This window comes from Burkholderia sp. HI2714, assembly GCF_002223085.1.
Lineage (GTDB): Bacteria > Pseudomonadota > Gammaproteobacteria > Burkholderiales > Burkholderiaceae > Burkholderia > Burkholderia lata_D.
The window spans coordinates 167553-189958 of the sequence record NZ_NKFM01000053.1 but is presented as its reverse complement, the minus strand read 5'-3'; the positions used below and the strand labels follow the sequence as shown (position 1 = coordinate 189958).

At 68.0% G+C, this 22406-nt stretch carries 20 protein-coding genes; 13 read left to right on the top strand and 7 right to left on the bottom strand.

The window, feature by feature from the left end; genetic code table 11:
* Positions 1-197: 197 nt before the first annotated feature.
* Positions 198-1262: an asparaginase gene (locus CFB82_RS27615; protein WP_089486081.1), complete on the top strand. Its 1065-nt coding sequence runs from the start codon at positions 198-200 to the stop codon at positions 1260-1262.
* Positions 1263-1359: 97 nt separating this feature from the next.
* Here CFB82_RS27615 and CFB82_RS27610 read toward each other — a convergent pair whose 3' ends face one another.
* Entirely contained in the window at positions 1360-2334 is a 975-nt protein-coding gene (locus CFB82_RS27610) for a LysR family transcriptional regulator (RefSeq protein ID WP_089486080.1), read from the bottom strand.
* Between the two features lie 142 nt (positions 2335-2476).
* Here CFB82_RS27610 and CFB82_RS27605 point away from each other — a divergent pair, with 142 nt between their 5' ends.
* On the top strand, positions 2477-3883 hold the full coding sequence (locus tag CFB82_RS27605; RefSeq protein WP_089486079.1) for an aspartate ammonia-lyase: 1407 nt from the start codon (positions 2477-2479) through the stop codon (positions 3881-3883).
* A 108-nt stretch (positions 3884-3991) separates the two neighbouring features.
* Positions 3992-5503, top strand: coding sequence for an amino acid permease (locus tag CFB82_RS27600; RefSeq protein ID WP_069251264.1), 1512 nt, complete (start codon positions 3992-3994; stop codon positions 5501-5503).
* A gap of 61 nt (positions 5504-5564) precedes the next feature.
* On the opposite strand, the gene CFB82_RS27595 is transcribed toward CFB82_RS27600, so the two are convergent.
* Positions 5565-6248 (bottom strand): alpha/beta hydrolase, encoded by a 684-nt coding sequence (locus CFB82_RS27595; RefSeq protein WP_089486078.1) that lies wholly within the window; start codon positions 6246-6248, stop codon positions 5565-5567.
* Between the two features lie 212 nt (positions 6249-6460).
* On the opposite strand from CFB82_RS27595, the gene CFB82_RS27590 reads away from it, so the two are divergent.
* Both CFB82_RS27590 and CFB82_RS27585 read left to right on the top strand, forming a co-directional pair.
* The gene (locus tag CFB82_RS27590) at positions 6461-6703 is read left to right on the top strand and encodes an antitoxin (RefSeq protein WP_089486077.1); all 243 of its coding nucleotides are present in this window, start codon (positions 6461-6463) and stop codon (positions 6701-6703) included.
* Positions 6700-7092 carry a type II toxin-antitoxin system VapC family toxin gene (locus tag CFB82_RS27585; protein ID WP_089486076.1) on the top strand — a complete coding sequence of 131 codons (393 nt, stop codon included), beginning with the start codon at positions 6700-6702 and terminating at the stop codon, positions 7090-7092. Before CFB82_RS27590 ends, CFB82_RS27585 begins: the two co-directional genes overlap by 4 nt.
* 65 nt (positions 7093-7157) lie before the next feature.
* Here CFB82_RS27585 and CFB82_RS27580 read toward each other — a convergent pair whose 3' ends face one another.
* A complete protein-coding gene (locus CFB82_RS27580) occupies positions 7158-8645 on the bottom strand; it encodes an aldehyde dehydrogenase (RefSeq protein ID WP_089486075.1) in 1488 nt (495 codons plus the stop codon).
* Positions 8646-8673: 28 nt separating this feature from the next.
* Complete coding sequence (locus CFB82_RS27575) at positions 8674-9252, bottom strand: thioesterase family protein (protein ID WP_089486074.1); 579 nt, start codon at positions 9250-9252, stop codon at positions 8674-8676.
* A 273-nt stretch (positions 9253-9525) separates the two neighbouring features.
* Here CFB82_RS27575 and CFB82_RS27570 point away from each other — a divergent pair, with 273 nt between their 5' ends.
* Entirely contained in the window at positions 9526-10656 is a 1131-nt protein-coding gene (locus CFB82_RS27570; protein WP_089486073.1) for a porin, read from the top strand.
* 214 nt (positions 10657-10870) lie between these two features.
* Here the strand turns inward: CFB82_RS27570 and CFB82_RS27565 are convergent, their stop codons facing one another.
* Genes CFB82_RS27565 through CFB82_RS27555 form a run of 3 tightly spaced genes read right to left on the bottom strand, consistent with a single transcriptional unit; the run spans position 10871 to position 15008 of the window.
* On the bottom strand, positions 10871-13006 hold the full coding sequence (locus CFB82_RS27565; protein ID WP_089486072.1) for an acetate--CoA ligase family protein: 2136 nt from the start codon (positions 13004-13006) through the stop codon (positions 10871-10873).
* Positions 13007-13058: 52 nt separating this feature from the next.
* A complete protein-coding gene (locus CFB82_RS27560; RefSeq protein ID WP_089427807.1) occupies positions 13059-14216 on the bottom strand; it encodes an acyl-CoA dehydrogenase family protein in 1158 nt (385 codons plus the stop codon).
* Between the two features lie 3 nt (positions 14217-14219).
* Entirely contained in the window at positions 14220-15008 is a 789-nt protein-coding gene (locus CFB82_RS27555) for an enoyl-CoA hydratase/isomerase family protein (protein WP_089486071.1), read from the bottom strand.
* 145 nt (positions 15009-15153) lie between these two features.
* On the opposite strand from CFB82_RS27555, the gene CFB82_RS27550 reads away from it, so the two are divergent.
* From CFB82_RS27550 to CFB82_RS27520, 7 genes are all read left to right on the top strand, one after another.
* Positions 15154-16320, top strand: coding sequence for an ABC transporter ATP-binding protein (locus CFB82_RS27550; RefSeq protein ID WP_089486070.1), 1167 nt, complete (start codon positions 15154-15156; stop codon positions 16318-16320).
* Between the two features lie 114 nt (positions 16321-16434).
* Positions 16435-17544 carry an ABC transporter substrate-binding protein gene (locus CFB82_RS27545; protein ID WP_089486069.1) on the top strand — a complete coding sequence of 370 codons (1110 nt, stop codon included), beginning with the start codon at positions 16435-16437 and terminating at the stop codon, positions 17542-17544.
* A gap of 25 nt (positions 17545-17569) precedes the next feature.
* Positions 17570-18445, top strand: coding sequence for an ABC transporter permease (locus CFB82_RS27540; protein WP_089486068.1), 876 nt, complete (start codon positions 17570-17572; stop codon positions 18443-18445).
* A 20-nt stretch (positions 18446-18465) separates the two neighbouring features.
* Positions 18466-19260, top strand: a complete 795-nt coding sequence (locus CFB82_RS27535; protein WP_089486067.1) for an ABC transporter permease — start codon at positions 18466-18468, stop codon at positions 19258-19260.
* Positions 19261-19301: 41 nt separating this feature from the next.
* Positions 19302-20030, top strand: coding sequence for an NAD(P)H-dependent oxidoreductase (locus CFB82_RS27530; RefSeq protein WP_089486066.1), 729 nt, complete (start codon positions 19302-19304; stop codon positions 20028-20030).
* A 64-nt stretch (positions 20031-20094) separates the two neighbouring features.
* Positions 20095-20733 (top strand): MarC family protein, encoded by a 639-nt coding sequence (locus CFB82_RS27525; protein ID WP_089486065.1) that lies wholly within the window; start codon positions 20095-20097, stop codon positions 20731-20733.
* A gap of 55 nt (positions 20734-20788) precedes the next feature.
* Positions 20789-22390, top strand: a complete 1602-nt coding sequence (locus CFB82_RS27520) for a 5-guanidino-2-oxopentanoate decarboxylase (protein WP_089486064.1) — start codon at positions 20789-20791, stop codon at positions 22388-22390.
* Positions 22391-22406: the final 16 nt, after the last annotated feature.

Genomic DNA, 22406 nt, shown 5'->3' with positions numbered 1-22406 from the left:
TACGAATTGATGTCGATTCGATCGAATGGTTTTTGTACTAATTTGGTCAGGCTTTCGTGGGGGGCGGATTGCCTTTGCGTGGCGTGCAACACCACTTTCCATCACCCGGCCGGTGCGCGGCGGCGACGACTCGATACACTGCCGTACCGGTTGGACGGGCCCCGGCAAGCAGGCCCGAAGTATGGAGACAACACAAGATGGACACCCAACGCGCAGCAGTCGTCACGTACCGAGGCGATGCGATCGAGAACACGCACGTCGCCCATGTGGCGGTGGTCGATGCACGCGGCCGGCTGCTGGCCCGGTTCGGCGATCCGTTCCGGATGACGCTCGCGCGCTCGGCGGCCAAGCCGGCGCAGGCGCTGTCGGTGATCGAGACGGGCGCACCCGAGCGCTTCGGCTTCGACGATGCGGATATCGCGCTGATGTGCGCGTCGCACAGCAGCGAGGACCGGCACATCGAACGCACGCGCGCGATGCTCGCCAAGGTCGCCGCGCACGAATCCGACTTGCGTTGCGGCGGCCATCCGCCGTTGTCGGACGCGGTGTACCGCGCGTGGATCAAGCGCGACTACACGCCGACCGGCGTGTGCAGCAACTGTTCGGGCAAGCACGTCGGGATGCTGGCCGGCGCGCAGGCGATCGGCGCCGCGATCGCCGATTACCATCTGCCCGAGCATCCGATGCAGGTGCGCGTGAAGCACGTGGTGGCCGATGCATGCGGGCTGCGCGACGACGAGGTCGAGTGGGGCATCGACGGGTGCAACCTGCCGACGCCGGCGTTTTCGCTGGACCGGCTCGCGCGGCTTTACGCGTCGCTGGCCGACGGGGCGGATACGGTGGAAGCGGGCGGAGGCGACATCACCGAGCGCGTCCGCGCGCTGGCGCGCATTCATCATGCGATGACCGCGTATCCGGAGCTGGTTGCCGGCGAAGGGCGCTATTGCACGGTGCTGATGAATGCGTTCGACGGGCAGGTGGTCGGCAAGCTCGGCGCCGATGCGTGCTACGGGATCGGCGTGCGTGCGTCGGCGCGCACGCGGGCGCTGGGCGCCGATGGGGCGCTCGGCATCTCGGTGAAGATCGAGGACGGCAATCTCGACGTGCTCTACATGGTCGTCAGCGAGCTGCTCGAGCGGCTGCAGATCGGCACGGCCGAGCAGCGTGCGCAACTGGCCGGCTTCCATCGGCCGCGGATGCTCAACACGCAGGGTGTCGAGATCGGGCACGCCACGTTCCCGTTCGAATTGCAGGCGGCCTGAACGGCCTGAACGGCCTGAACGGCGTGAATGCGTGGCTGCCGGTGGTCCGCGACGCGGGCCGTGCGCAGCGGCGCGAGCGCGACCAAAGGCGCGTGCGCTACACCCTCGCGCCGCGAATCTTCGTCAGCTCCAGCGCCGACAGCTCGCCGATATGCGCGAGGTGTTCCGCGAGAAAGTCCTTCAGCACGCGCAACTTTGCCGAGCTGCGCCGGTTCGCCAGATACGCGATGTAGATGTATTCGCCGGTCAGCCGGTTCTGCAGCCGGTAGCGCGGCAGCACGGATTCGAGCCGGCCGCTCGCGAGCAGGTCGCGCACCAGCCAGATCTCGAACTCCGCGATGCCGAGCCCCGCGCAGGTCGCTTCGAGCAGCAGCTCCGAATGGTCGGTGACGAGGTTGCCGGCCGGCAGCACGCTATGACGCGCGTCGCCGTTCACGAGATCCCAGCGCGGATCGCCTTCCGGATGCACGTAGCGCAGGCAGTTGTGTTGCTTGAGGTCGTCCGGCGTGGACGGGCGCCCGCAGCGGTCGAGATAGCCGGGCGTCGCGCACAGGATGCTGTCGTTGCGTGACAGGCGGTGAACGACGAGGTTGTCCAGGTAGTTCTCGCCTTCGTGAATGTCGAGATCGAAGCCGCCGGCCACCAGGTCGTTGTGGTTGTCGGTGAGCCGCACGTCGAGCTGGATCGTCGGGTAGCGCGCGAGGAATGGTGCGACCAGCGGCGCGAGATGGCGGCGGCCGAATGCCACCGGCGCGGTGAGCTTCAGCGGGCCGCTCGGCTGCGCATTCAGCTCGGCGACCACGCGCAAGGTGTCGTCGAGATCGGCGATCAGCGTGACGGCGCGTTCCAGGTAGATATGGCCGGCTTCGGTGAGCGTCACGCTATGCGTGGAGCGGTGCAGCAGCGCGACGCCGAGTGCCTCCTCGATCGCCGTGACCTTGCGTGCGACGGTGGACGTCGACACGTGCATCTCCTTGGCGACCGCCGAAAAACTCCCCGTTTCGACCACTCTGACGAACGCGCGCATCGCCCCCAAGTGATCGATGCCGGTTTCCCTCGCGCCTTTTTTCATTTAACTCTCATTGTTGCGTCCCACGCAAAACCGCTTTCGATAATACAGAAGTGAGCTTGTTTTTGCAAAGGCATAGAATGCGAACCCGTCGCGTCGGGAAGCGGCGCACGACGAGCGGCACGAGACATCCAGGAGGGGCACGATGACAGAAAACGGCTTCCGCGTCGAAGCGGATCTTTTAGGTAAGCGAAGCATTCCGAATGAGGCCTACTACGGCGTCCATACGCTGCGCGCGAAGGAGAATTTCGACATTTCGGGCCGCACCATCGCGTCGCTGCCGTACTTCGTGATGGCGCTCGCCGCGGTGAAGGAGGCCGCGGCCGACGCGAACTGCGAGCTCGGGCTGCTGCCGCGGCCGTACCGCGATGCGATCGCCGCCGCGTGCGTCGAGATCCGCGAAGGGCGCCTGCACGACCAGTTCGTCGTCGACATCATCCAGGGCGGGGCCGGCACGTCGACCAACATGAACGCGAACGAGGTGATCTGCAACCGCGCGCTCGAAATCATGGGCCACGCGCGCGGGCAGTACGAATACCTGCATCCGAACGAGCACGTGAACCTCGCGCAGAGCACCAACGACGTCTATCCGACCGCGATCCGCGTGGCGACCTGCTTCGCGGTCGAGCACCTGCTCGAAGCGATGGCGCGCCTGCGCGATGCGTTCGCGGAGCGCGCCGACGCGTTCGCCGGTTTGCTGAAGCTCGGGCGCACGCAGCTGCAGGACGCCGTGCCGATGACGCTCGGCCAGGAGTTTTCCACCTACGCGGTGATGCTGACGGAAGACATCGCGCGCCTGCAGGAAGCCGGCTGGCTGATTCGCGAGATCAATCTCGGCGCGACCGCGATCGGCACGGGGATCACCGCGCATCCGCAATACGCGGAGAAGGCACTGGCGGCGCTGCGGCGCATTACCGGGCTCGACCTGAGCACCGCGCCGAACCTGATCGAAGCGACCCAGGATTGCGGCGCGTTCGTGCAGGTGTCGGGCGTGCTCAAGCGGATCGCGGTGAAGCTGTCGAAGATCTGCAACGACTTGCGGTTGCTGTCGAGCGGCCCGCGCGCGGGGTTCGGCGAGATCAACCTTCCGCCCGTGCAGGCCGGCTCGTCGATCATGCCCGGCAAGGTGAATCCGGTGATCCCGGAAGTCGTCAACCAGGTCGCGTTCGAGGTGTTCGGCAACGACCTGACCGTGACCTTCGCGGCCGAGGCCGGGCAGCTTCAGTTGAACGCGTTCGAGCCGGTGATCGCCAGCGCGCTGTTCCGCAGCTTCAGCCACCTGACGGCCGCCTGCACGACGCTCGCGCAGCGTTGCGTGAGCGGGATCACCGCGAACCCCGAACGGCTGCGCGAAACGATGGAGCGCTCGGTCGCGCTCGCAACCGCGCTGAACCCGTACATCGGCTACAAGCGCGCGACCGCCGTGGCGGCCGAAGCGCACGCGACCGGCAAGTCGATCCGCGAGGTCGTGCTGGAGCGCGCGTGGATGACCGCCGCGCAGGTCGAGGAAGCGCTGCAGCCCGAAGCGCTGATCCGGCCGCGCGTGCTTTGACGCCGGCTGCGCAGGCCGACGGTGCGTGACGCCGGCGGCTTGCGTGCGGCTGCACCCTGAGCGTCCCCGCGCGGGACGCGATACATCAAGAAACAACGGAGACTCACGATGACCCACAGCAGCGAGCGCCCGGCCGATCCGGCCGGCGGCGCGGATTCCCGACATGCCGACCCCGATGCGATGTTCGCATCGCACGAAGCCGGCTATGCGAAGCAGTTGAAGCCGCGGCACGTACAGATGATCGCGATGGGCGGCGCGATCGGCACCGGCCTCTTTCTCGGTGCGGGCGGGCGCCTGCAGCACGCGGGGCCGGCGCTCGCGCTCGTGTACCTCGTCTGCGGCGTGTTCGCGTTCCTGATCATGCGCGCGCTCGGCGAGCTCGTGATGCACCGGCCGACCAGCGGCAGCTTCGTGTCGTATGCACGGGAGTTCATGGGCGAACGCGCCTCGTTCGTCGCGGGCTGGATGTACTACCTGAACTGGGCGACCACCGGCATCGTCGACATCACCGCGGTCGCGATCTACATGAAGTACTGGGCCGTGTTCACGGACGTGCCGCAGTGGGTGTTCGCGCTCGGCGCGCTCGGGATCGTGTCGGTGATGAACATGATCGGCGTGAAGGTGTTCGGCGAGATGGAGTTCTGGTTCTCGCTGGTCAAGGTCGGCACGCTCGCGGTGTTCCTCGCGGTCGGCGCCGTGTTTCTCGCGAGCGGCCATCCGGTCGCCGGCCAGATGCCGGGGCTTCACCTGGTCGCGGATCACGGCGGGATCTTCCCGCACGGCATCCTGCCGGCCGTGCTGATCGTGCAGGGCGTCGTGTTCGCGTATGCGAGCATCGAGCTCGTCGGCGTCGCCGCGGGCGAGACCGCCGATGCGCGCAAGGTCTTGCCGAAAGCCATCAACAGCGTGATGTGGCGCATCGCGCTGTTCTACGTCGGCTCGGTCGTGCTGTTGACGATGCTGCTGCCGTGGACCGCGTACAGCGCGCACGAAAGCCCGTTCGTGACGTTCTTCAGCAAGCTCGGCGTGCCGTACGTCGGCACCGTGATGAACGTGGTGGTGCTGACCGCCGCGCTGTCGAGCCTGAACTCCGGCCTCTATTCGACCGGGCGCGTGCTGCGTTCGCTCGCGATGGGCGGATCGGCGCCGCGCTTCGTGTCGCGGATGAACGCACGCGGCGTGCCGTACGGCGGGATCCTGATCACGGTCGCGATCAATGCGATCGGCGTGCCGCTGAACTACATCGTGCCGGCGCAGGCGTTCGAGATCGTGCTGAACATGGCGTCGCTCGGGATCATCACGACGTGGGGCTTCATCGTCATGTGCCAGATCCTGTTCCGCCGCGCGGTCGATCGCGGCGAGCTGAAGGCCGTGTCGTTCCGGATGCCCGGCGCGCCGTTCACGTCGTGGCTCACGCTGGCCTTCCTCGTCGGCGTGCTGGTGCTGATGGCATTCGACTATCCGGGCGGCACGTGGACCATCGCGACGATTCCGGTCGTCGTGCTCGCGCTGGTGGTCGGCTGGAAGCTGGCGAAGCGCGGCGCCGCGCGGGAGCAGGCGGCGGATGCGCTTGCATCTTCGGCCACGCGCGCCGTTGCCGATCCGGCGCGGGGCGTCTGAAGACGAAATGAGCCGGGCGCGCCGGGTCGTTCGCGGCCGGCGCCCCGGCGCCTCGTGCCAGTCAGTTCAATCCGGCTCGTTCGCCGACCCAGCGGCCGAAATCGCCGGCCATCTCCGCGGTCAGCTCGTGGCCGGCCGCGTACAGCCGCGTATCGTGCGCGACGCCGAGCGCCGTGAGTTTCGCGTCGGCGGTGTCGGCCCACGCGACGGGCAGCTTGTCGTCGGCGCGGCCGTGCACGATCAGCGCATGGAGCGGGCGAAGGGCCTCGCGCGGCGCGATCAGCGGATCGATTTCGGGCAGGATGCGCCCGCACAACACCGCGAATGCGGTGACGTCCTGCGGCGACGTGAGGCCGACGCTCGCGCTCATGATGCCGCCCTGGCTGAAGCCGGCAATCACCGTCGGCAAGGCCGCGCCCGCGTCACCGCCGGCGTGGAAGGCGCGCAGCAGCGTGATCAGCTTGACGCGGCTCGCGTCCGCGCGGGCCGCGTCGATTTCGGGACCGTTCGGGCCGAAGCGCACCGGAAACCACGCGTGCTGGTCGGGCCCGAACGCGAGCGGGGCGCGCAGGAAGGCGATCTCGATGCGCGGATCGATGACGTCGGCCAGGTTCAGCAGGTTGGTTTCGTTGCCGCCGACGCCATGCAGCAGCAACAGGCGGGCAGCGGGGCGGCCGGTGGCCGGGCGCAGCCGGTACTGGAGGCCCGACTCGGGATCGGTGGTCAGCGGCAGGACGTCGGTCATTGCGTTGGGTCCGAAAGGGGAGCGATGCGACAGTCTAGGGCGTGCGGGCGGTGACGTGAATCGCCGGCGTGCGATTGATTGTTTCCTGGTGGGAATGAATCGGGTTTCCGCGACGCTCCGTTGCTCATTGTTCATATACCGATCGGGTGACTCGTCATCAGCGCGCGGAGTGGTTAAAATAGATACATTTCGTAGATACGCGAGGGGCGAAGATGGATACTGCCAAGATTTTCAAGCATGGCGGATCGCAGGCTGTCCGTCTGCCGAAGGATTTCCGCTTCGACACGACCGAGGTCCGGATTCGTCGCCACGGTTCATCTGTGATTCTCGAGCCGGTGCCGCAAGACTGGGTATGGCTCACGCCGCTGATCGGCCCGGTCGACGCCGATTTCGAAGCCGCCGCCACGACCGAGCCTGCCGCTCAGGAACGCCCGGATCTGGACGTATTTGGATGAAATTTCTGTTGGATACCAACGCTGTAATCGCCATCATGAAAGGCGAGCCGGCCATGCTGGCCCGGCTGCGCACGTATCAGCCAGCCGATTTCGGCATGCCGGAACTCTATTACGGCGCCTACAAGAGTCAAAGAGCGGCGGCGAACGTGGCACGTGTAGAGGCACTTCAGTTCGAGGTGGTGTCTTTCGATGTGGAAGATGCTCAGCACGCCGGCGAGATTCGCGCGCATCTGACAGCGGCGGGCACCCCGATCGGTCCGTTCGATGCGTTGATCGCCGGGCAGGCACGCGCTCGGCGTCTGGTGCTCGTCACACATAACGTGCGCGAGTTTGCGCGAGTCCCGGGGCTACAGGTCGAGGATTGGCTCGCCGAGGCGCGTGAAAACTGATCGCATGGCGGTCATGCCGCAACGGGAGCGGATTCGTCCTGCGGGCGCGCGCCGCCCGTTTCGCGTCACCGCAACCGGATCACCGTCGACTTCAACTCCGTATATTTCTCCAGCGCGTGCAGCGAGTTGTCGCGTCCATTGCCCGATTCCTTGGATCCGCCGAACGGGAAGTTCATGTCGTCGGTTTCCTCATAGCCGTTCACCCACACCGTGCCGGCCCGCAGCCGGCGCGCGGTTTCGTGCGCGGTCGTCAGGTTGGCCGTCCATACCGATGCCGCCAGCCCGTAGCGCGTGTCGTTCGCGTGCGCGATGGCCGTATCGAGGTCGTCGAACGCCGTGACCGCCAGCACCGGCCCGAAAATCTCCTCGCGCACGATCCGCGCGTCGGCACGCGGGCAGTCGAACACGGTCGGTTCGACGTACTGGCCGCCGCTCCCGGCGCGCGCACGCTTGCCGCCCGCGAGCAACGTCGCCTCGTCGCGGCCCGCGTCGACGTAGCCGAGCACGCGTTCGACCTGCGCGGCATCGATCAGGCTGCCCATGCGCGTCGCGGGCGACAGCGGATCGCCGGGCGCGTACTCGGGTGCGATCGCGAGCACGCGCGCGACGAGTTCGTCACGGATCGCACGGTGGACGAGCAAACGGGAACCCGCCGTACACATCTGCCCGGTGTTGTAGAACACCGCATGCGCGACGGTGCGCGCCGCGCGTTCGAGGTCCGGACAGTCGGGCAGCACGATCTGCGGCGACTTGCCGCCGAGTTCGAGCCACACGCGCTTCAGGTTCGAATCGGCCGCGCATCGCGCGACCTGGTGGCCCACCGCGGTCGAGCCAGTAAATGCGATGCAGTCGACGTCCGGATGCCGCGCGAGCGCTTCGCCCGCATCGCCGAAGCCCGGCAGCACGTTCAGCACGCCGGCCGGCAGCCCGGCCTGCGCGGCCAGCGCGGCGAGTCGCAACGCACTGAGCGGCGATTTCTCCGACGGTTTCAGCACGACGCTGTTGCCGGCCGCGAGCGCCGGCGCGCATTTCCACATCGCGATCATCGCGGGGAAATTCCATGGTACGACCGCCGCGACCACGCCGATCGGCTCGCGCGTGACGAGCCCGACGAGATGCGCGTCGGCCGGCGCGACTTCGCCGCCCGTCTTGTCGATCGATTCGGCGAACCACTCGGCGCAGTAGGCGGTCGACGGGATGTCGATCGTGGTCGTGTCGCCGATCGGCTTGCCTGTGTCGAGCGTTTCGAGCAGCGCGAGATCGTCCGCGTGCTCGCGGATCAGCGTGGCCCAGCGCAGCATCACGCGCTTGCGTTCGCGCGGCGACGCGTCGCGCCACACACCGCTTTCGAATGCGCGCCGCGCGGCCGCGACCGCGAGGTCGGCGTCGGCCTGCCGGCAATGCGCGACCTGCGCGAGCGCGCGGCCGTCGATCGGGCTCGTGCAGGCGAAGGTGGCGCCGTCGTGCGCGTCGCGGAACGCACCGTCCACGAATGCGCGGGAATCGATGTCGAGCTGGCTGGCGCGCGTGCGCCAGGCGTCGTTCGTCTGCATGAGAACACTCCGTCGTGGGTCGGCGAGATCAGCGTGAAGCGGGCGTAGGGCGGCGGATCGCGATCGCGCGGCCCGCATGCGGCTCGTGCGGCGCGCGCGCATGTTCGGCGTGAATCGCGTCGAGATGCCGGCGGATCGCGGCCGGGAACGGCGCGGAGCGTTTCGCGCGCATGTCGACGTGGGTCAGCAGTTGCTCGCCGGTCGCGAGTTGCGCGCCCGTGGTCGCATGGTGCATCGAATGGAACACGTGCAGCCGCCGGTCGTCCATGTCGAGCAGCCGCACCGTGAGCCTGAGCGGTTCGCCGAGCATCGCTTCGCGCAGGTGGCGGATATGCGTTTCCGCCGAGTAAATCGAGCAGCCGGCCTCGCGATAGTCGTCGTCGATGCCGAAGTAGCGGAAGAACGCATCGCTGCTGTCGCCGAACACGAGCAGATAGCACGATTCGCTCATGTGGCCGTTGTAATCGACCCACTCGGGCTGCACGGTGCAGCGATGCAGGACGAGGGGCGTCGCGATCGGTGCGGCGGGGTCGTACGGACGCGCCTTCTGTCCTTCGTAGGCCGAGCGCAGGCGCGGCTCGGCGGCGGGGCTGAGGTGGGTCGTCATCCAGTGCACTCCAGGGTTCGGAACGGGCCCGCACGTCGTCCGCGGGGCTGCCGGTCGATGTTATGACGGGTTGAACGTTTTTTCAATAAAGATATCGCCGATGCGTGTAAACACCGGTGCGGATTCCTCTCTCAATCAATTGAACATTCATTCAACGAAACCTATACTCGCCAGCGCCGCGATGCCGAAGCGAAGCAGGGCGGGCGGCGCATCTGCATGTCACGTACAACGAACAATCGATCCGCCTCGTGCGGAAACCGGAGACACCGAAAAATGAAGAAGCGCTTCCTGCTGGCCGGCATGATGTCGGTGATGGTCCACGGCTACGCACATGCCCAGAGCAGCGTATCGCTGTACGGGATCATCGACGGCGGCATCACCTACGTGAACAATACGGGCGGCGCGCATGCGTACCTGTTCGACGACGGCGTGTCGTACGGCAACCGCGTCGGCCTGATGGGCACGGAGGATCTCGGCGGCGGCAACAAGGCCGTGTTCAAGCTCGAGAACGGGTTCCGGCTCGGCACCGGCAAGCTGAACCAGGGCGGCGCGATGTTCGGGCGGCAGGCGTACGTGGGGCTTGGCAACGACTGGGGCACACTGACGTTCGGCAACCAGTACGACTTTGCATTCGATTTCACTGCGAACTACAACGTCAGCGCGTTCGGCAGCGGCTACGGCGTGCACCTGGGCGACTTCGACCGTCAGAGCGGCGACCGGCTGCAGAACGCGGTGAAGTTCGTCAGCAACAGTTTCCACGGGCTCGTGGTCGGCGGCATGTATTCGTTCAGCAACGATGCGGGCAGCTTCCACGACGGCAGTGCGTGGAGCCTGGGCGCGAGCTACACGCACGGCGATTTCTCGGCAGGCGGCAACTATACGCGGCTCAACGCGCCGCGCCGGCTTGCGGCGCTCGATCCGTATGTGCAGATGGGCGTGAGGACGATGCTCGGACAGACGGTCGCGACCGTCGATCCGGCGACGGGCGCCGTCACGGACCTGCACGATTCGACGCCGTTCTCGATCGACTCGCAGTCGATCTTCGGGATCGGCGCGTCGTACACGCTCGGCAAGCTGACGCTCAACGCGGATTTCAGCAACACGACGTTCAAGGGCTACGGGCAATCGTCGACGATGCGCGTGTACGAGGCGGGCGGCCTGTACCAGGCGACCGCTCCGCTGTCGCTCGTCGCGGGCTACCAGTACACGACGTTCGAAGGCCATCACTGGCACGAAGTCGCGCTCGGCACGCATTACGCGCTGTCCAAGCGCACCGACGTCTATGCGGCCGTCGACTGGATGCGCGCATCGAACGGCGTCGATGCGGTGATCGGCTACAGCTTCACGCCGTCGACGAGCCGCACGCAAGCCGCCGCGCGCATCGGCATGCGGCACAACTTCTGATCGTTTCCTCGGCCCGGGCCGGGCAGGGCCGGCCCCGTCTGCCCGGCCCAGGCTCGCGTCGAAGGGGGCGTCGCCGCGCTGCGCGATGCGCCCGGCGACGATGACGTGAGCACGGACGGCACGCTCGGCGAGCGTCATTGAACGAACTGCGGCGAAGACCCGCGCACGGTCGCCGCCGGCCCGCTCGGGCGATACCTGAGCGGGCTGACGGGTGTCAGGCGTCGAGCCTGACCAGCGCATCGACGGCCAGCGCGCCGCGTTCCATCACCAGCAGCGGATTGACGTCGAGTTCGACCAGCGTGTCGGCGTGTGCCTGCGCGAAGCGTGCGATCGCCATCACGTTCGCCACTACCGCATCGAGATCGGCCTTCGGACGTCCGCGATAGCCGGTCAGCAGCGGGCCGAGCTTCAGCCCGAGCAGGGCGTCGCGCACATCGCTTTCACGCACCGGCAGCAGGAGCGTCGCGGTGTCGCGGATCAGCTCGACCAGCACGCCGCCGGTGCCGAGCACGAGCGCAAGACCGAAATTCGGCTCGCGCTTCACGCCGACGATCAGTTCGAGCAGCGGCGCGTCGGCCATCTTCTCGACGAGAATCCGCTCGACGTGCACGTCCGGTGCGTAACGCGCGACCTGTTCGGTCATCCGCTCGACGGCGGCGGCGACGGCTTCGGGCGACGCGAGCTTCAGCGCGACCGCGCCCGCCTCGGTCTTGTGCGGCAGGCGATCGCTGACCACTTTCACGCAGACCGGAAAGCCGAGCCGCTGCGCGGCGGCCGGTGCATCGGCGGGCGCGACGCATTCCGCTGACGGTACGTCGAGCCCGTGCGCGGCCAGCATCCGCTTGCTCGCCCATTCGTCGTGCAACGTCGTGGCGCCGTGACTGCCGCCGCCGTTGCCGGCCCGCAGTACCGGCAGCGCGTTTAGCGCATCGGCGTCGAGCACGCGGCGGCGCGTCTCGCCGTAGGTCATCGCCGCACCAATCGCATCGATCCCGTCGGCGAGCCCCTGCAGCGGCGCGATGCCGGCCGCGGCCATGCGTGCTGCGTGATCGGGCGGCGTGAGGTCCGGAAACACCGAGATCACCGCGCCGACCGCGCCGTGCTGGCGCGCGGACGCGGCGAACGCTTGCGCCGCGATGTCGCACAGCGGCCGTTCGCCGGTCGCTTCCTGCGGATAGTCGAGGATCATCGCGGCTGCGCCGGGGCGGTCGGCCAGCAACGCGTCGCAGCACGCGCGCATCTTGTCCGGATCGCCCCACGGCGTCGTCGTGAAATCGAGCGGGTTCGCGATCGTCGCATACGCGGGCAGTACGCTGCCGAGCGCGTCGCGGCCCGCATCGCCGACCGGCGGGAACGCGATGCCGCGCGCTTCGCCGAGATCCGCGACAAGGCCCGCATCGCCGCCGGACGTCGCCAGCGCGGCGAGCGTGCGGCGCTCGGGCACACCGGCGATCGCGAGCAGCTTCAGCGTTTCGACGAGGCCGACCGGGTCCTTCACGCGGATCACGCCGAGCCGCCGGAACAGTGCGTCGTACAGCGAGTCCGAGCCCGCGAGCGAACTCGTGTGGCTGATCGCGAGCTGCGCGCCGAGCGCCGAGGTCCCGCTCTTCAGCGCGACGATCGGTACGCCGCGCGCGAGCGCGCGGGCGGCGGCCTCGCTGAACGCGCGCACGTCCTTCAATCCTTCGAGATGCACGCCGATCGCGCGGATGCGCGGATCGTCGACGAATGCATCGACGAGGCGAGCGATGTCGACCGACGCCTGGTTGCCGACGCTCGCCAGGTACGCGAACGGAACCGAGCGTGCGCTCATCGACAGGTTGTACGCGAGGTTGCCGCTTTGCGTGATCACCGCGACACCCGACTCGACGCGCGGCGCGCCGTGCGCGACCGGCCACAGCGCGCTGCCGTTCAGGCCGTTGATCAACCCGTAGCAGTTGGGCCCGAGCACGGCCATGTCGCCGGCGGCGTCGACGAGCGCCTGCTGCAGCGCGGCGCCGTCGGCCCCGGTTTCGGAGAAACCCGACGCGTACACGATCGCGCCGCCGGCGCCGCGTTCGGCGAGCGCGCGCACGACGTCGATCGCCTGCCGCGCGGGGACCGCGACGAACACGGCATCGGGCGCGGCGGGCAGGTCGGCGACGCTTGCATGGCAGTGCACGCCGTCGATCTCGGCATGGTTCGGATTGACGAGCCAGATGTCGCCGGCATAGCCGTAGTGGCGACAGCGCTGCACGGCGCCCGCGATGCCGCGCCCGCCGACGAACGCGATGCTGGCCGGCTCGAGCAGCCGGCGCAGGTTGGCCGCGGCGGCGGCACGGCGATCCCTGACTTCAGGGGAAGAGGTCATGATGGTCCTTTCGGAACGCGCGCCGGCTTGGGCGCCGGCGCGACGATTCGCGTCAGCTGTAGCGTCGGAGGATTTCCTTGGACAGGATGTGGCGCTGGATCTCGGACGTGCCTTCCCAGATACGCTCGATGCGCGCATCGCGCCAGAAGCGCTCGATCGGCAGTTCGTCCATCAACCCCATGCCGCCGTAGATCTGCACCGCGTGATCGGTTACGCGGCCGAGCGTCTCGGTGGCCAGCAGTTTCGCGAGCGCGGCGTCGCCGTCGGTCATCGTGCCCTGGTCGAGCTTCTGCGCGGTATAGAGCGTGACGAGTTCCGCCGCGCGAATCTCGGTCTGCATGTCGGCGAGCTTGAACGACGTGCCCTGGAAATCGCCGATGCGCTTGCCGAACTGATGGCGCGTCGCGGCCCATTCGGCGGCCATCTCGAAAGCGCGCTGCGCGCGGCCGATGTTGTTCGCGGCGACCATCACGCGGCCGGCGGTGAGCCAGTCGTTCGCGAGCTCGAAGCCGCGATGCTCTTCGCCGAGGATCTGCGCGGCGCTCACGCGGCAGTCGGACAGGAAGATCTCCGACTGGTGGTAGCCGCGCAGGCTCGTACAGTGCGGGCCACGCCGCACGGTCATGCCCGGCGTGTCCTTGTCGATCAGGAAGCAGGTCACGCGCTTGCGCTTCTGGCCGCGCACTTCCTCCTCGCCGGTGACGGCGAACAGGATCACGAAGTCGGCCGTATCCGCGTGGCTGATGAAGTGCTTGCTGCCGTTGATCACGTAGTCGTCGCCGTCGCGCACCGCGCGCGTGCGGATGCCCATCGCGTCGGAGCCCGCGCCCGGCTCGGTCAGCGCGAAGCAGTCGACGCGCTCGCCGCGCACGGCCGGCTTCAGGTAGCGCTCGATCTGGTCGCCCTTGCATGCCATCAGGATCTTGCTGGGCCGCGCGACGAACACGTGCAGCGCCCAGCTCGTGCGGCCGAGCTCGCGCTCGACCAGCGCCTGCGTCACGTAGTCGAGGCCCGGGCCGCCGGCGCTCTCGGGCATGTTGAACGCGTAGAAGCCAAGCTCGAGCGACTTGCGGCGGATCGAATCGGCGAGTTCGGCCGGCACGTCGTCCGCGCGATCGACTGCGAATTCATGGGGCTGCAGTTCCTTCTCGACGAACTGACGCAGCGACGTCACCAGCATGTCCTGCTCTTGGGTCAGCGAAAAATCCATCAATCATCTCCCGACAAAATGGGGTGCGCGACCTTCGACCGACGCGCGAAGCGCTTCCTGGCCGTCCTCGCTGTGACCGCAAGCGACGCCGGCTGCCAGCTCGCCGCGCAGTTGCTCGGCAAGGGTATGCGTGAGCGACTGCGCAAGCAGTGCCTTGGTATGGCCGAACGCGACGCTCGGCCCCTGAGCGAGCCGCGCGGCGAACGCGGCGACATGCTCCGGGAACGCATCGGCGTCGACGACTTCCGACACGAGCCCGGCCGCGAGCGCATCCTGCGCGTTCCAGCGTTCGTTCAGGAAGATGAAGCGGCGCACGACGTCGGGGCGCGCGAGGCGCGGCAGGAACCAGCTTCCGCCCATGTCGGGGCTGTAGCCCATGCCCGTATACCCGCAGCGCAGCGTCGCGGCCGTGCTCGCGATGCGGAAGTCGCACGCGAAGCCGATGTCGGCGCCCGCGCCGACCGTCGAACCATTCAACGCGGCGATCGTGGGGCGCGGAAACGCGGCGAGCGCCTGCACGAAACGGTGCGCGCGTTCGGTCCACCCGTAGGTGTCGAGTTCGCCATTGCGCTCGGCCTCGGCCCACTCGTCGACGTCCGCGCCCGCGCAGAAGGCGCTGCCGGTGCCGGTCAGCACGACGCAGCGTACCGCCGGATCGTTCGCGAGCGCGTCGAGCGTCTCGCGAAGAAAGTCGAGATGCGGCCGCGCGAGCGAATTGCGCTTCGCCGGGCGGTTCAGTCGAAGGGTCACGACGCCGTCGTGCCGTTCGATTCGGATGTCCTCGATGCTCATGCTGATCACTGTCTCCTGGTTGTTGTGTGTCGGGGTGTGTCAGAGCCGGCAAGGGTCGCCGCTACTTGCGGACCGCATTTCGGCATAGTATAAGTTCTGTTAAATGAACGTTCAACCCAATTGTGAGTCGACCAGGAGACACACGATGAGCGTGGTGATGGAGACGTCGGCAGGTGTGGAGGAGGGAAGGGCCGGGGCGCATGTGGCACGCACCGCATCGGCGGGGCGCATCGCGAGCGGCGCAGGCCTGCAGATCGATCGCGTGTCGAAGCGCTACGGCAGCGTGCATGCGTTGCGGGAAACGTCGATCGAGATTCCGCGCGGCGAATTCCTGACGATCCTCGGGCCGTCGGGTTCCGGCAAGACGACGCTGCTGACGATCGTCGCGGGCTTCGAGCATCCGACCACCGGCGACCTGCGCGTGGGCGGCCGCAGCATCGTCGCGTTGCCGCCGGAGAAGCGCAACTTCGGGATGGTGTTCCAGGGCTATGCGTTGTTTCCGCATATGACGGTCGAACAGAACGTCGCGTATCCGCTGATGGTGCGCAAGCAGAAGGGGCCCGACGCGGTGAAGCGCGTGAAGGCCGCGCTCGATCTCGTGCGGCTCGGCCATCTCGCGGATCGCCTGCCGCGCCAGCTGTCGGGTGGCCAGCAGCAACGCGTCGCGATCGCGCGCGCACTGGTGTTCGATCCCGATCTCGTGCTGCTCGACGAACCGCTTGGCGCGCTCGACCGCAAGCTGCGCGGCGAGGTGCAGGTTGAACTGAAGGCGCTGCACGAACGGCTCGGGGCAACGTTTCTGTTCGTCACGCACGACCAGGAGGAAGCGCTGTCGATGTCGGACCGGATCGCGATCATGCGCGACGGCCGGCTCGAACAGATCGGCACGCCGGACGGGCTGTACGAACAGCCGGCGAACCGCTTCGTCGCGGATTTCCTCGGCAAGAGCAACTTCATCGAAGGCGTGGCGCTCGGCGGCGATGCGGCCACCACGCACTATCGCGTCGGCGATACGCGGTTCGTCGCGCCCGCGTGCGGCGCGCGCGCCGACGACACGCTGCTGTTCGCGCTGCGCCCCGAGAAGATCGCCGTGTCGGCGACGTCGTGCGGCGGCGCACACAACGAAGTGGCCGGCCGCATCCGTCATTGGAGCTATTTCGGTTCGTCGTACCGCTTCGAGATCGAGACGTCGGCGCTCGGCTGCATGACGGCGGACGTGCCCGCGTGGCGAGGGCTCGCGTCGCCGCGCACCGGCATGGACGTGTTCGTGCAGTGGGAGCGCGACGCGACCTGCCGGATCGCGGCCGACTGACGCGGCGAACGCTGCATCCCGCGCGACGCGGCGCCTGCCGTCGTCGCCGGCCGATTCACCGTGCCCGACAACGACGAGATGCGTGCGGGCGCTGTCCAGCCTGGAGGAGACACCATGACGAACCGCCATCTGCAGGACCTGCTTGACCAAGCACGCGAGCTGCAACCCGTGACCTCGCAGCGCCGCCGCGATTTCCTGCGGCTGTGCGCGGCGGCCGGCATCGCGCCGACGCTGCTGTCGCTCGGCGCGAAAGACGCGCTGGCGTCGAACCCGAAGGAAATCGTGCTCAGCGCATGGGGCGGCGAAGCGCGTTCGGCGTTCCGTTCCGCATACATGGATCCGTTCACGAAGGCGAGCGGGATCAGGATGGGTTACGACTCGTCGCCGGAGGACGGCAAGATCAAGGCGATGGTCGAGAACAGGAACGTGATCTGGGACGTGATGGATCTCGACGGCTTCGCGGCGATCAAGCTCGGCAAGCAGGGCTTCCTGCGGCCGATCGACTACTCGGTCGTGGGCCGCAACGCGCTGCCTGGACTCGGGTCGGATTTCGGCGTGCCGTCGTACCTGCTGAGCTACGTGCTCGTCTACGACGCGCGCAAGTTCGGCGCGAATCCGCCGAAGAACTGGGCCGATTTCTGGAACGTCGGCAAGTTTCCGGGCAAGCGCGGGCTGTGGAAGTGGATGGGCGGCGCGCTCGAAGCCGCGCTGATGGCCGACGGCGTCGACAAGGACAAGGTCTACCCGATCGACGTGCCGCGCGCGCTGAAGAAGCTGAAGGAGCTGCGCTCGAACGTGCTGCTGTGGGATTCGGGCGCGGACAGCCTGCAGCTGCTGCGCAACGGCGAAGTCAGCATGGCGTGCATCTGGCATACGCGCGCGAACGTGATCCAGCGCGAGAGCAACGGCCGGTTCCGCTATACGTGGGAGCAGGGGCTCGCGTCGTGCGACGTGTGGGGCGTGCCGAAGAACAACCCGTCGGGCGACGCCGTGTGGCAGTTCATCAAGTTCGTGCAGGGTGTCGAGCCGCAGGTGCGCCTGCTGTCGCTGCTCGGCAACGGGCCGGTGACGCCGGCCGCGACCGCCGCGGTGCCGCAGGCGCTGCGCGCCGACAATCCCGGCACGCCCGAGAACTGGGCGAAGCAGTGCAAGGTGAATCCCGAATGGTGGGCGCAGCACTACGAAGCGACGCTCGCGCAGTACACCGACCTGATGTCGTCCTGAGCCGCCGCCTCGTGAGCGTGACGTCATGACTACCCTGTCTACTCCCGCCGCGGGCACCGTCCCGCTCGGCCGTGCGAAGGCCGACCGCTACTGGCTGCTCGTCGTGCCGCTGCTCGCGGTGCTGATCGTGCTGTACGTGGTTCCGCTCGTGCGCGTGCTGTGGCTCGGCTTCACGGTGCCGGAGCCCGGCCTGCAGAACTACGCGCGGCTGCTGGAGAACCACGGCGTGCGCCGCGTGCTGTGGACGACGCTGCGTGTGTGCGCGGTCACAACGGTCTTTTCGGTCGCGCTCGGCTACGCGATCGCCTATGCGATGGCGCACGTCGGCCCGCGTCAGCGGATGGCGCTGATGTTCGGGTTGCTCGTGCCGTTCTGGGCGTCGGTGCTGGTGCGTGCGTTCTCGTGGCTGTTCCTGCTCGGCGAGCAGGGGCTCGTCAACACGCTGCTGATGCGCGTCGGGCTGATCGACGCGCCGCTGCCGCTGATGCGCAACGAGATCGGCGTCGTGATCGGGATGATCCACTTCATGATTCCGTATGCGGTGCTGCCGCTGTACGCGAACATGAAGGGCATCGACCCGCAGCTCGCGCGTGCGTCGCAGGGGCTCGGCGCGGGCGCGTTCGTCACGTTCCGCAAGGTGTATTTCCCGCAGACGCGGCCGGGCATCGTCGGCGCGGCGATCCTCGTGTTCATCTTCTCGCTCGGTTTCTACGTGACGCCGGTGATTCTCGGCGGCGGCCGCACGGTGATGATCGCCGAGTACATCAGCACGCAGATCCTGCAGCTCGTGAACTGGGGCAGCGGGGCGGCGCTCGCGTCGCTGCTGCTGGCGTCGATCCTGGCTGCGCTCGCGCTGCTCGCGCGTTTCGTCGACCTGCGCGAGCTGTTCGGCGCGCGCTGATTCGAACGGAGGACGAACCGATGAAGAACCGCATGACCGCAGGGCGCGCGCTGGTGGTCGGTGTCGCGTGGGCCGCGATCCTGTTCCTGATGCTGCCGCTGCTCGTGTCGGTGCCCGTATCGCTGACGCCGAGCGACTACCTGTCGATGCCGGACGGCGCGCTGTCGTTGCGGCACTACGGCGTGCTGCTCGACGACGACGGCTGGGTGTCGAGCTTTCTCCAGAGCGGGCTGATCGCGCTGGCGTCGTCGACGATCTCGGTCACGCTCGGCACGCTGTGCGCGATCGGGCTGTGGAAGGTCGCGTCGCGGCGCGGCGAATTCGTGCGCGGCGTGATCCTGTTTCCGCTGATCGTGCCGCCGATCGTGTCGGCGCTCGCGTTCTATCGGCTGTGGGGCGAGCTCGGGATGCTCGACAGCCTTCCGGCCGTGATCCTGTCGCACGTCGTGCTGTCGGTGCCTTACGTGGTGGTGGCCGTGTCTGCGTCGCTCGCGATGGTCGGCTTGCGGATCGAGCAGGCGTCGCGCAGCCTCGGCGCGAACCTCGCGCAGACGCTGCGCTACGTGATCCTGCCGTCGATCCGGCCGGGCGTGCTGTCGGCGGCGGTGTTCGCGTTCATCCTGTCGTGGGACGAGCTGGTCGTCACGCTGTTCATCTCGAGCCGGAGCGTGTACACACTGCCGCGCCGCATGTGGGACGGGATGCGCGAGAACGTCGATCCGGCGATCGCGTCGGTGTCCACGCTGCTGCTCGCCGCGACCTGCGTCGCGATCGGCCTGTCGCTGCTGCGCAAGCGCGCGGCCGGGGCCGTGTGAGTTCACCCCTTCGACGTTACGTTGCGGAGAAAAATCGCATCATGAAAGTCCTGATCGTCCACGCCCATCCCGAACCGCAGTCGTTCACCACGTCGATGCTGCACCGCGCAGTGAGTACGCTAGAAGCGCAGGGGCACACCGTGACGGTGTCCGACCTGTACGCGATGCAGTGGAATCCGGTTGCGAGCCCGGCCGATTTCGGCGTGCGCAAGAACCCCGACTATCTCGTCTACGCGCTGGAGCAGCGCGAGAACGTCGCCGCGCACGCGATCGCGCCGGACATCGCCGCGGAACTCGACAAGCTCGCCGCGTGCGACCTGCTGATCCTGAGCTTCCCGCTGTTCTGGTGCTCGGTGCCGGCGATCATGAAGGGCTGGATCGACCGCGTGCTCGTGTCGGGCAAGGTATACGGCGGCGTGCGCTTCTACGATCGCGGCGGGATGCGCGGCAAGCGCGCGCTGCTCGCCTATACGTGCGGCGGCCGCGACTACATGTTCGGCGCGGACGGCGTGCATGGCGAAATGGACCTGATGCTGCGCCACGTGCTGCGCGGCACGCTCGGCTATGCGGGCTTCGACGTGCTGCCGTCGTTCGTCGGCTATCACGTGCCGTATATCGGCGATACCGAGCGCGCGGCCGTGCTCGACCGTTACGCCGGCCATCTCGCGCAGCTCGATCGGTTCGAACCGATGGCGTTTCCGACGCTCGACGACTTCGACGGCGACATGCGGCCGCGCGAGCGCGCGCCGCAGGAAGCCGCGCTGGACTGATCGCGACACCCGGCCACGATGCCGATACGCCTCTCAACCACCCGACCGCATCCGAGTTCGAACGATGACCCTGACGTCGAGCGACGTGCTGCTGTTCCTGACCGGCCTGCTGACGCTGTTCTGTCCGCCGGTCGCGATCCCGATGTACGCGGCCGTTACCGGGCATTTTCCCGACGTGACGCAGCGACAGATCGCATTCAGGCTGTTCGCGTGGATCGCGGCGCTGATGGTCGGCGCGGTATGGGGCGGGCAGTTCCTGCTGCGCATGCTCGGCCTCACGCTCGGCGCGCTGACGCTGACGGGCGGCCTCGTGCTGTGCCTGTGGTCGATTCCGATGATGCGCGGCACGGCGAACGACGAACGCAGCGGCGGCGACACGCGGCTCGAGTACGCGCAATGGCGCAACTACATTGCCGTGCCGCTGATCTTCCCGCTGTCGATCGGCAGCGCGGTGATGTCGCTCGTGATCACGACCGCGACGCGCTTTCATACGCCGTCCGACCTGCTCGCGCTGAGCGCGGCCTGCGTGCTGCATGCGGGCGTGATCGGGCTCACGTATGCGTGCTCGGCGTCGTGGTGCCGGCGGCTCGGGGAGATCGGCAGGACGCTCGTCGAGCGGCTGTCGGGCATCGTGCTGACCGCGATCGCGTTCCAGATGCTCGCGCAAGGCGTACGCGAACTGCTGCCGGGGCTCGCGCACTGACGGCTTCGCCGCTTGGCGAACGATCCAGAAACCTGTCCTGAACGATGGAAGCGAAATGAAAACAGTTGGCATGTATCTCGTCGACCTGCTCGCCGCCTACGGCGTCGATACGGTGTTCGGCATTCCCGGCGTGCACACGATCGAGCTGTATCGCGGGCTGGCTGGCAGCACGCTGCGTCACGTGAGCGCGCGCCACGAGCAGGGCCTCGGCTTCATGGCGGACGGCTATGCGCGCGCGACCGGCAAGCCCGGCGTGTGCTTCGTGATCACCGGACCCGGGATGACGAACATCGCGACGTCGATGGCGCAGGCGTTTGCGGATTCGATTCCGATGCTGGTGATCTCGAGCGTCAACGCGTCCGGCGATATCGGCTCGGGCAATGGCCATCTGCACGAGCTGCCGGACCAGCACGCGTTTGCCGGGAACGTTGCCGCGTTCAGCTACACGGTGCCGCGCGCCGACGCACTGCCGCAGGCGATCGCGCGCGCGTTCGCGGTGTTCTCGGGCGGCCGGCCGCGCCCGGTGCACCTCCAGATCCCGCTCGACGTGCTCGCGGCGCCGGCCGACACGTTGCCGCCCGTGCCGGCGGCGCCGCCGCGCATCGCACCCGGTCCTGCATCGGCCGACGGCATCGACGCGCTGCGCGCGAAGGCGGCTGCCGCGCGCGCGCCGCTGATCCTCGCGGGCGGCGGCGCGCTCGACGCGTCCGACGACGTGCGGTGGCTCGCCGAAGCACTCGATGCGCCGGTCGTGATGACGATCAACGGTCGTGGCGTGCTGCCGCCCGCGCATCCGCTCGGCATCGCGTGGTCGGCGTCGAGCGACGCGGTGCGCGCACTGATGCGCGACAGCGACCTGATCGTCGCGCTCGGCACCGAGCTCGGGCCGACCGATTACGACCTGTATGCGACGCGCAGTTTCTCGATGCCCGCGCCGCTCGTGCGGATCGACATCGATCCACAGCAGCTGTGCCGCAATGCGGTGCCCGCGCTGCCGTTGCTCGGCGACGTCGGCGAAACCCTGCGCGCGCTGCGGCGCGTGTGGCCCGGCGACGCGGGCGCCCATGCGGATCGCGACGGCATCGAACGCGCGACTAGGTGCCGTGCGGCGGCGCGACAGGAACTGAACGACGAAATGCGCCGCGATCTCGCGCTGCTCGACAGCGTGCGCGACACGCTGCCCGATGCGGCGATCGTCGGGGATTCGACGCGCATCGTCTACGCGGGCAACGTCGGCTTCGCGGCGCCGCGCCCGCGCAGCTGGTTCAACGCGTCGGTCGGGTTCGGCTCGCTCGGCTACGGGCTGCCGGCCGCCGTCGGCGCGAGCCTCGGCGATGCGTCGCGGCCGGTGGTCTGCCTCGCCGGCGATGGCGGATTCCAGTACACGCTCGCGGAGCTCGGCACGGCGGTGCAGCATCGTGCGCGCGTGATCGTCGTGCTGCTGAACAATGGCGGATACGGGGAAATCAAGCGCGCGATGGTCGACGGCGGGGTCGAGCCGGTCGGCGTGGATCTGCATACGCCGGATTTCGTCGCGATCGCACGGGCGTATGGATGGGGCGCGCAACGCGTCGAAGAGGGCGCTTCGCTGGCCGGGGCGCTCAGCGAAGCGGCGGCGCATGACGCGCCGTATCTGATCGAGATTCGCGCGCGCTGAAAACGCGAACGGCCTC

Excerpts from the sequence above, each read along its gene's own strand:
- CFB82_RS27545 (WP_089486069.1), top strand. The coding sequence starts at position 16,435 with ATGACGAACCGCCATCTGCAGGACCTGCTTGACCAAGCACGCGAGCTG.
- CFB82_RS27520 (WP_089486064.1), top strand. The coding sequence starts at position 20,789 with ATGAAAACAGTTGGCATGTATCTCGTCGACCTGCTCGCCGCCTACGGC.
- CFB82_RS27605 (WP_089486079.1), top strand. The coding sequence starts at position 2,477 with ATGACAGAAAACGGCTTCCGCGTCGAAGCGGATCTTTTAGGTAAGCGA.
- CFB82_RS27575 (WP_089486074.1), bottom strand. The coding sequence starts at position 9,252 with ATGACGACCCACCTCAGCCCCGCCGCCGAGCCGCGCCTGCGCTCGGCC.
- CFB82_RS27535 (WP_089486067.1), top strand. The coding sequence starts at position 18,466 with ATGAAGAACCGCATGACCGCAGGGCGCGCGCTGGTGGTCGGTGTCGCG.
- CFB82_RS27530 (WP_089486066.1), top strand. The coding sequence starts at position 19,302 with ATGAAAGTCCTGATCGTCCACGCCCATCCCGAACCGCAGTCGTTCACC.
- CFB82_RS27590 (WP_089486077.1), top strand. The coding sequence starts at position 6,461 with ATGGATACTGCCAAGATTTTCAAGCATGGCGGATCGCAGGCTGTCCGT.
- CFB82_RS27570 (WP_089486073.1), top strand. The coding sequence starts at position 9,526 with ATGAAGAAGCGCTTCCTGCTGGCCGGCATGATGTCGGTGATGGTCCAC.
- CFB82_RS27555 (WP_089486071.1), bottom strand. The coding sequence starts at position 15,008 with ATGAGCATCGAGGACATCCGAATCGAACGGCACGACGGCGTCGTGACC.
- CFB82_RS27580 (WP_089486075.1), bottom strand. The coding sequence starts at position 8,645 with ATGCAGACGAACGACGCCTGGCGCACGCGCGCCAGCCAGCTCGACATC.
- CFB82_RS27560 (WP_089427807.1), bottom strand. The coding sequence starts at position 14,216 with ATGGATTTTTCGCTGACCCAAGAGCAGGACATGCTGGTGACGTCGCTG.
- CFB82_RS27525 (WP_089486065.1), top strand. The coding sequence starts at position 20,095 with ATGACCCTGACGTCGAGCGACGTGCTGCTGTTCCTGACCGGCCTGCTG.
- CFB82_RS27550 (WP_089486070.1), top strand. The coding sequence starts at position 15,154 with ATGAGCGTGGTGATGGAGACGTCGGCAGGTGTGGAGGAGGGAAGGGCC.
- CFB82_RS27600 (WP_069251264.1), top strand. The coding sequence starts at position 3,992 with ATGACCCACAGCAGCGAGCGCCCGGCCGATCCGGCCGGCGGCGCGGAT.
- CFB82_RS27565 (WP_089486072.1), bottom strand. The coding sequence starts at position 13,006 with ATGACCTCTTCCCCTGAAGTCAGGGATCGCCGTGCCGCCGCCGCGGCC.
- CFB82_RS27595 (WP_089486078.1), bottom strand. The coding sequence starts at position 6,248 with ATGACCGACGTCCTGCCGCTGACCACCGATCCCGAGTCGGGCCTCCAG.
- CFB82_RS27610 (WP_089486080.1), bottom strand. The coding sequence starts at position 2,334 with ATGAAAAAAGGCGCGAGGGAAACCGGCATCGATCACTTGGGGGCGATG.
- CFB82_RS27540 (WP_089486068.1), top strand. The coding sequence starts at position 17,570 with ATGACTACCCTGTCTACTCCCGCCGCGGGCACCGTCCCGCTCGGCCGT.
- CFB82_RS27585 (WP_089486076.1), top strand. The coding sequence starts at position 6,700 with ATGAAATTTCTGTTGGATACCAACGCTGTAATCGCCATCATGAAAGGC.
- CFB82_RS27615 (WP_089486081.1), top strand. The coding sequence starts at position 198 with ATGGACACCCAACGCGCAGCAGTCGTCACGTACCGAGGCGATGCGATC.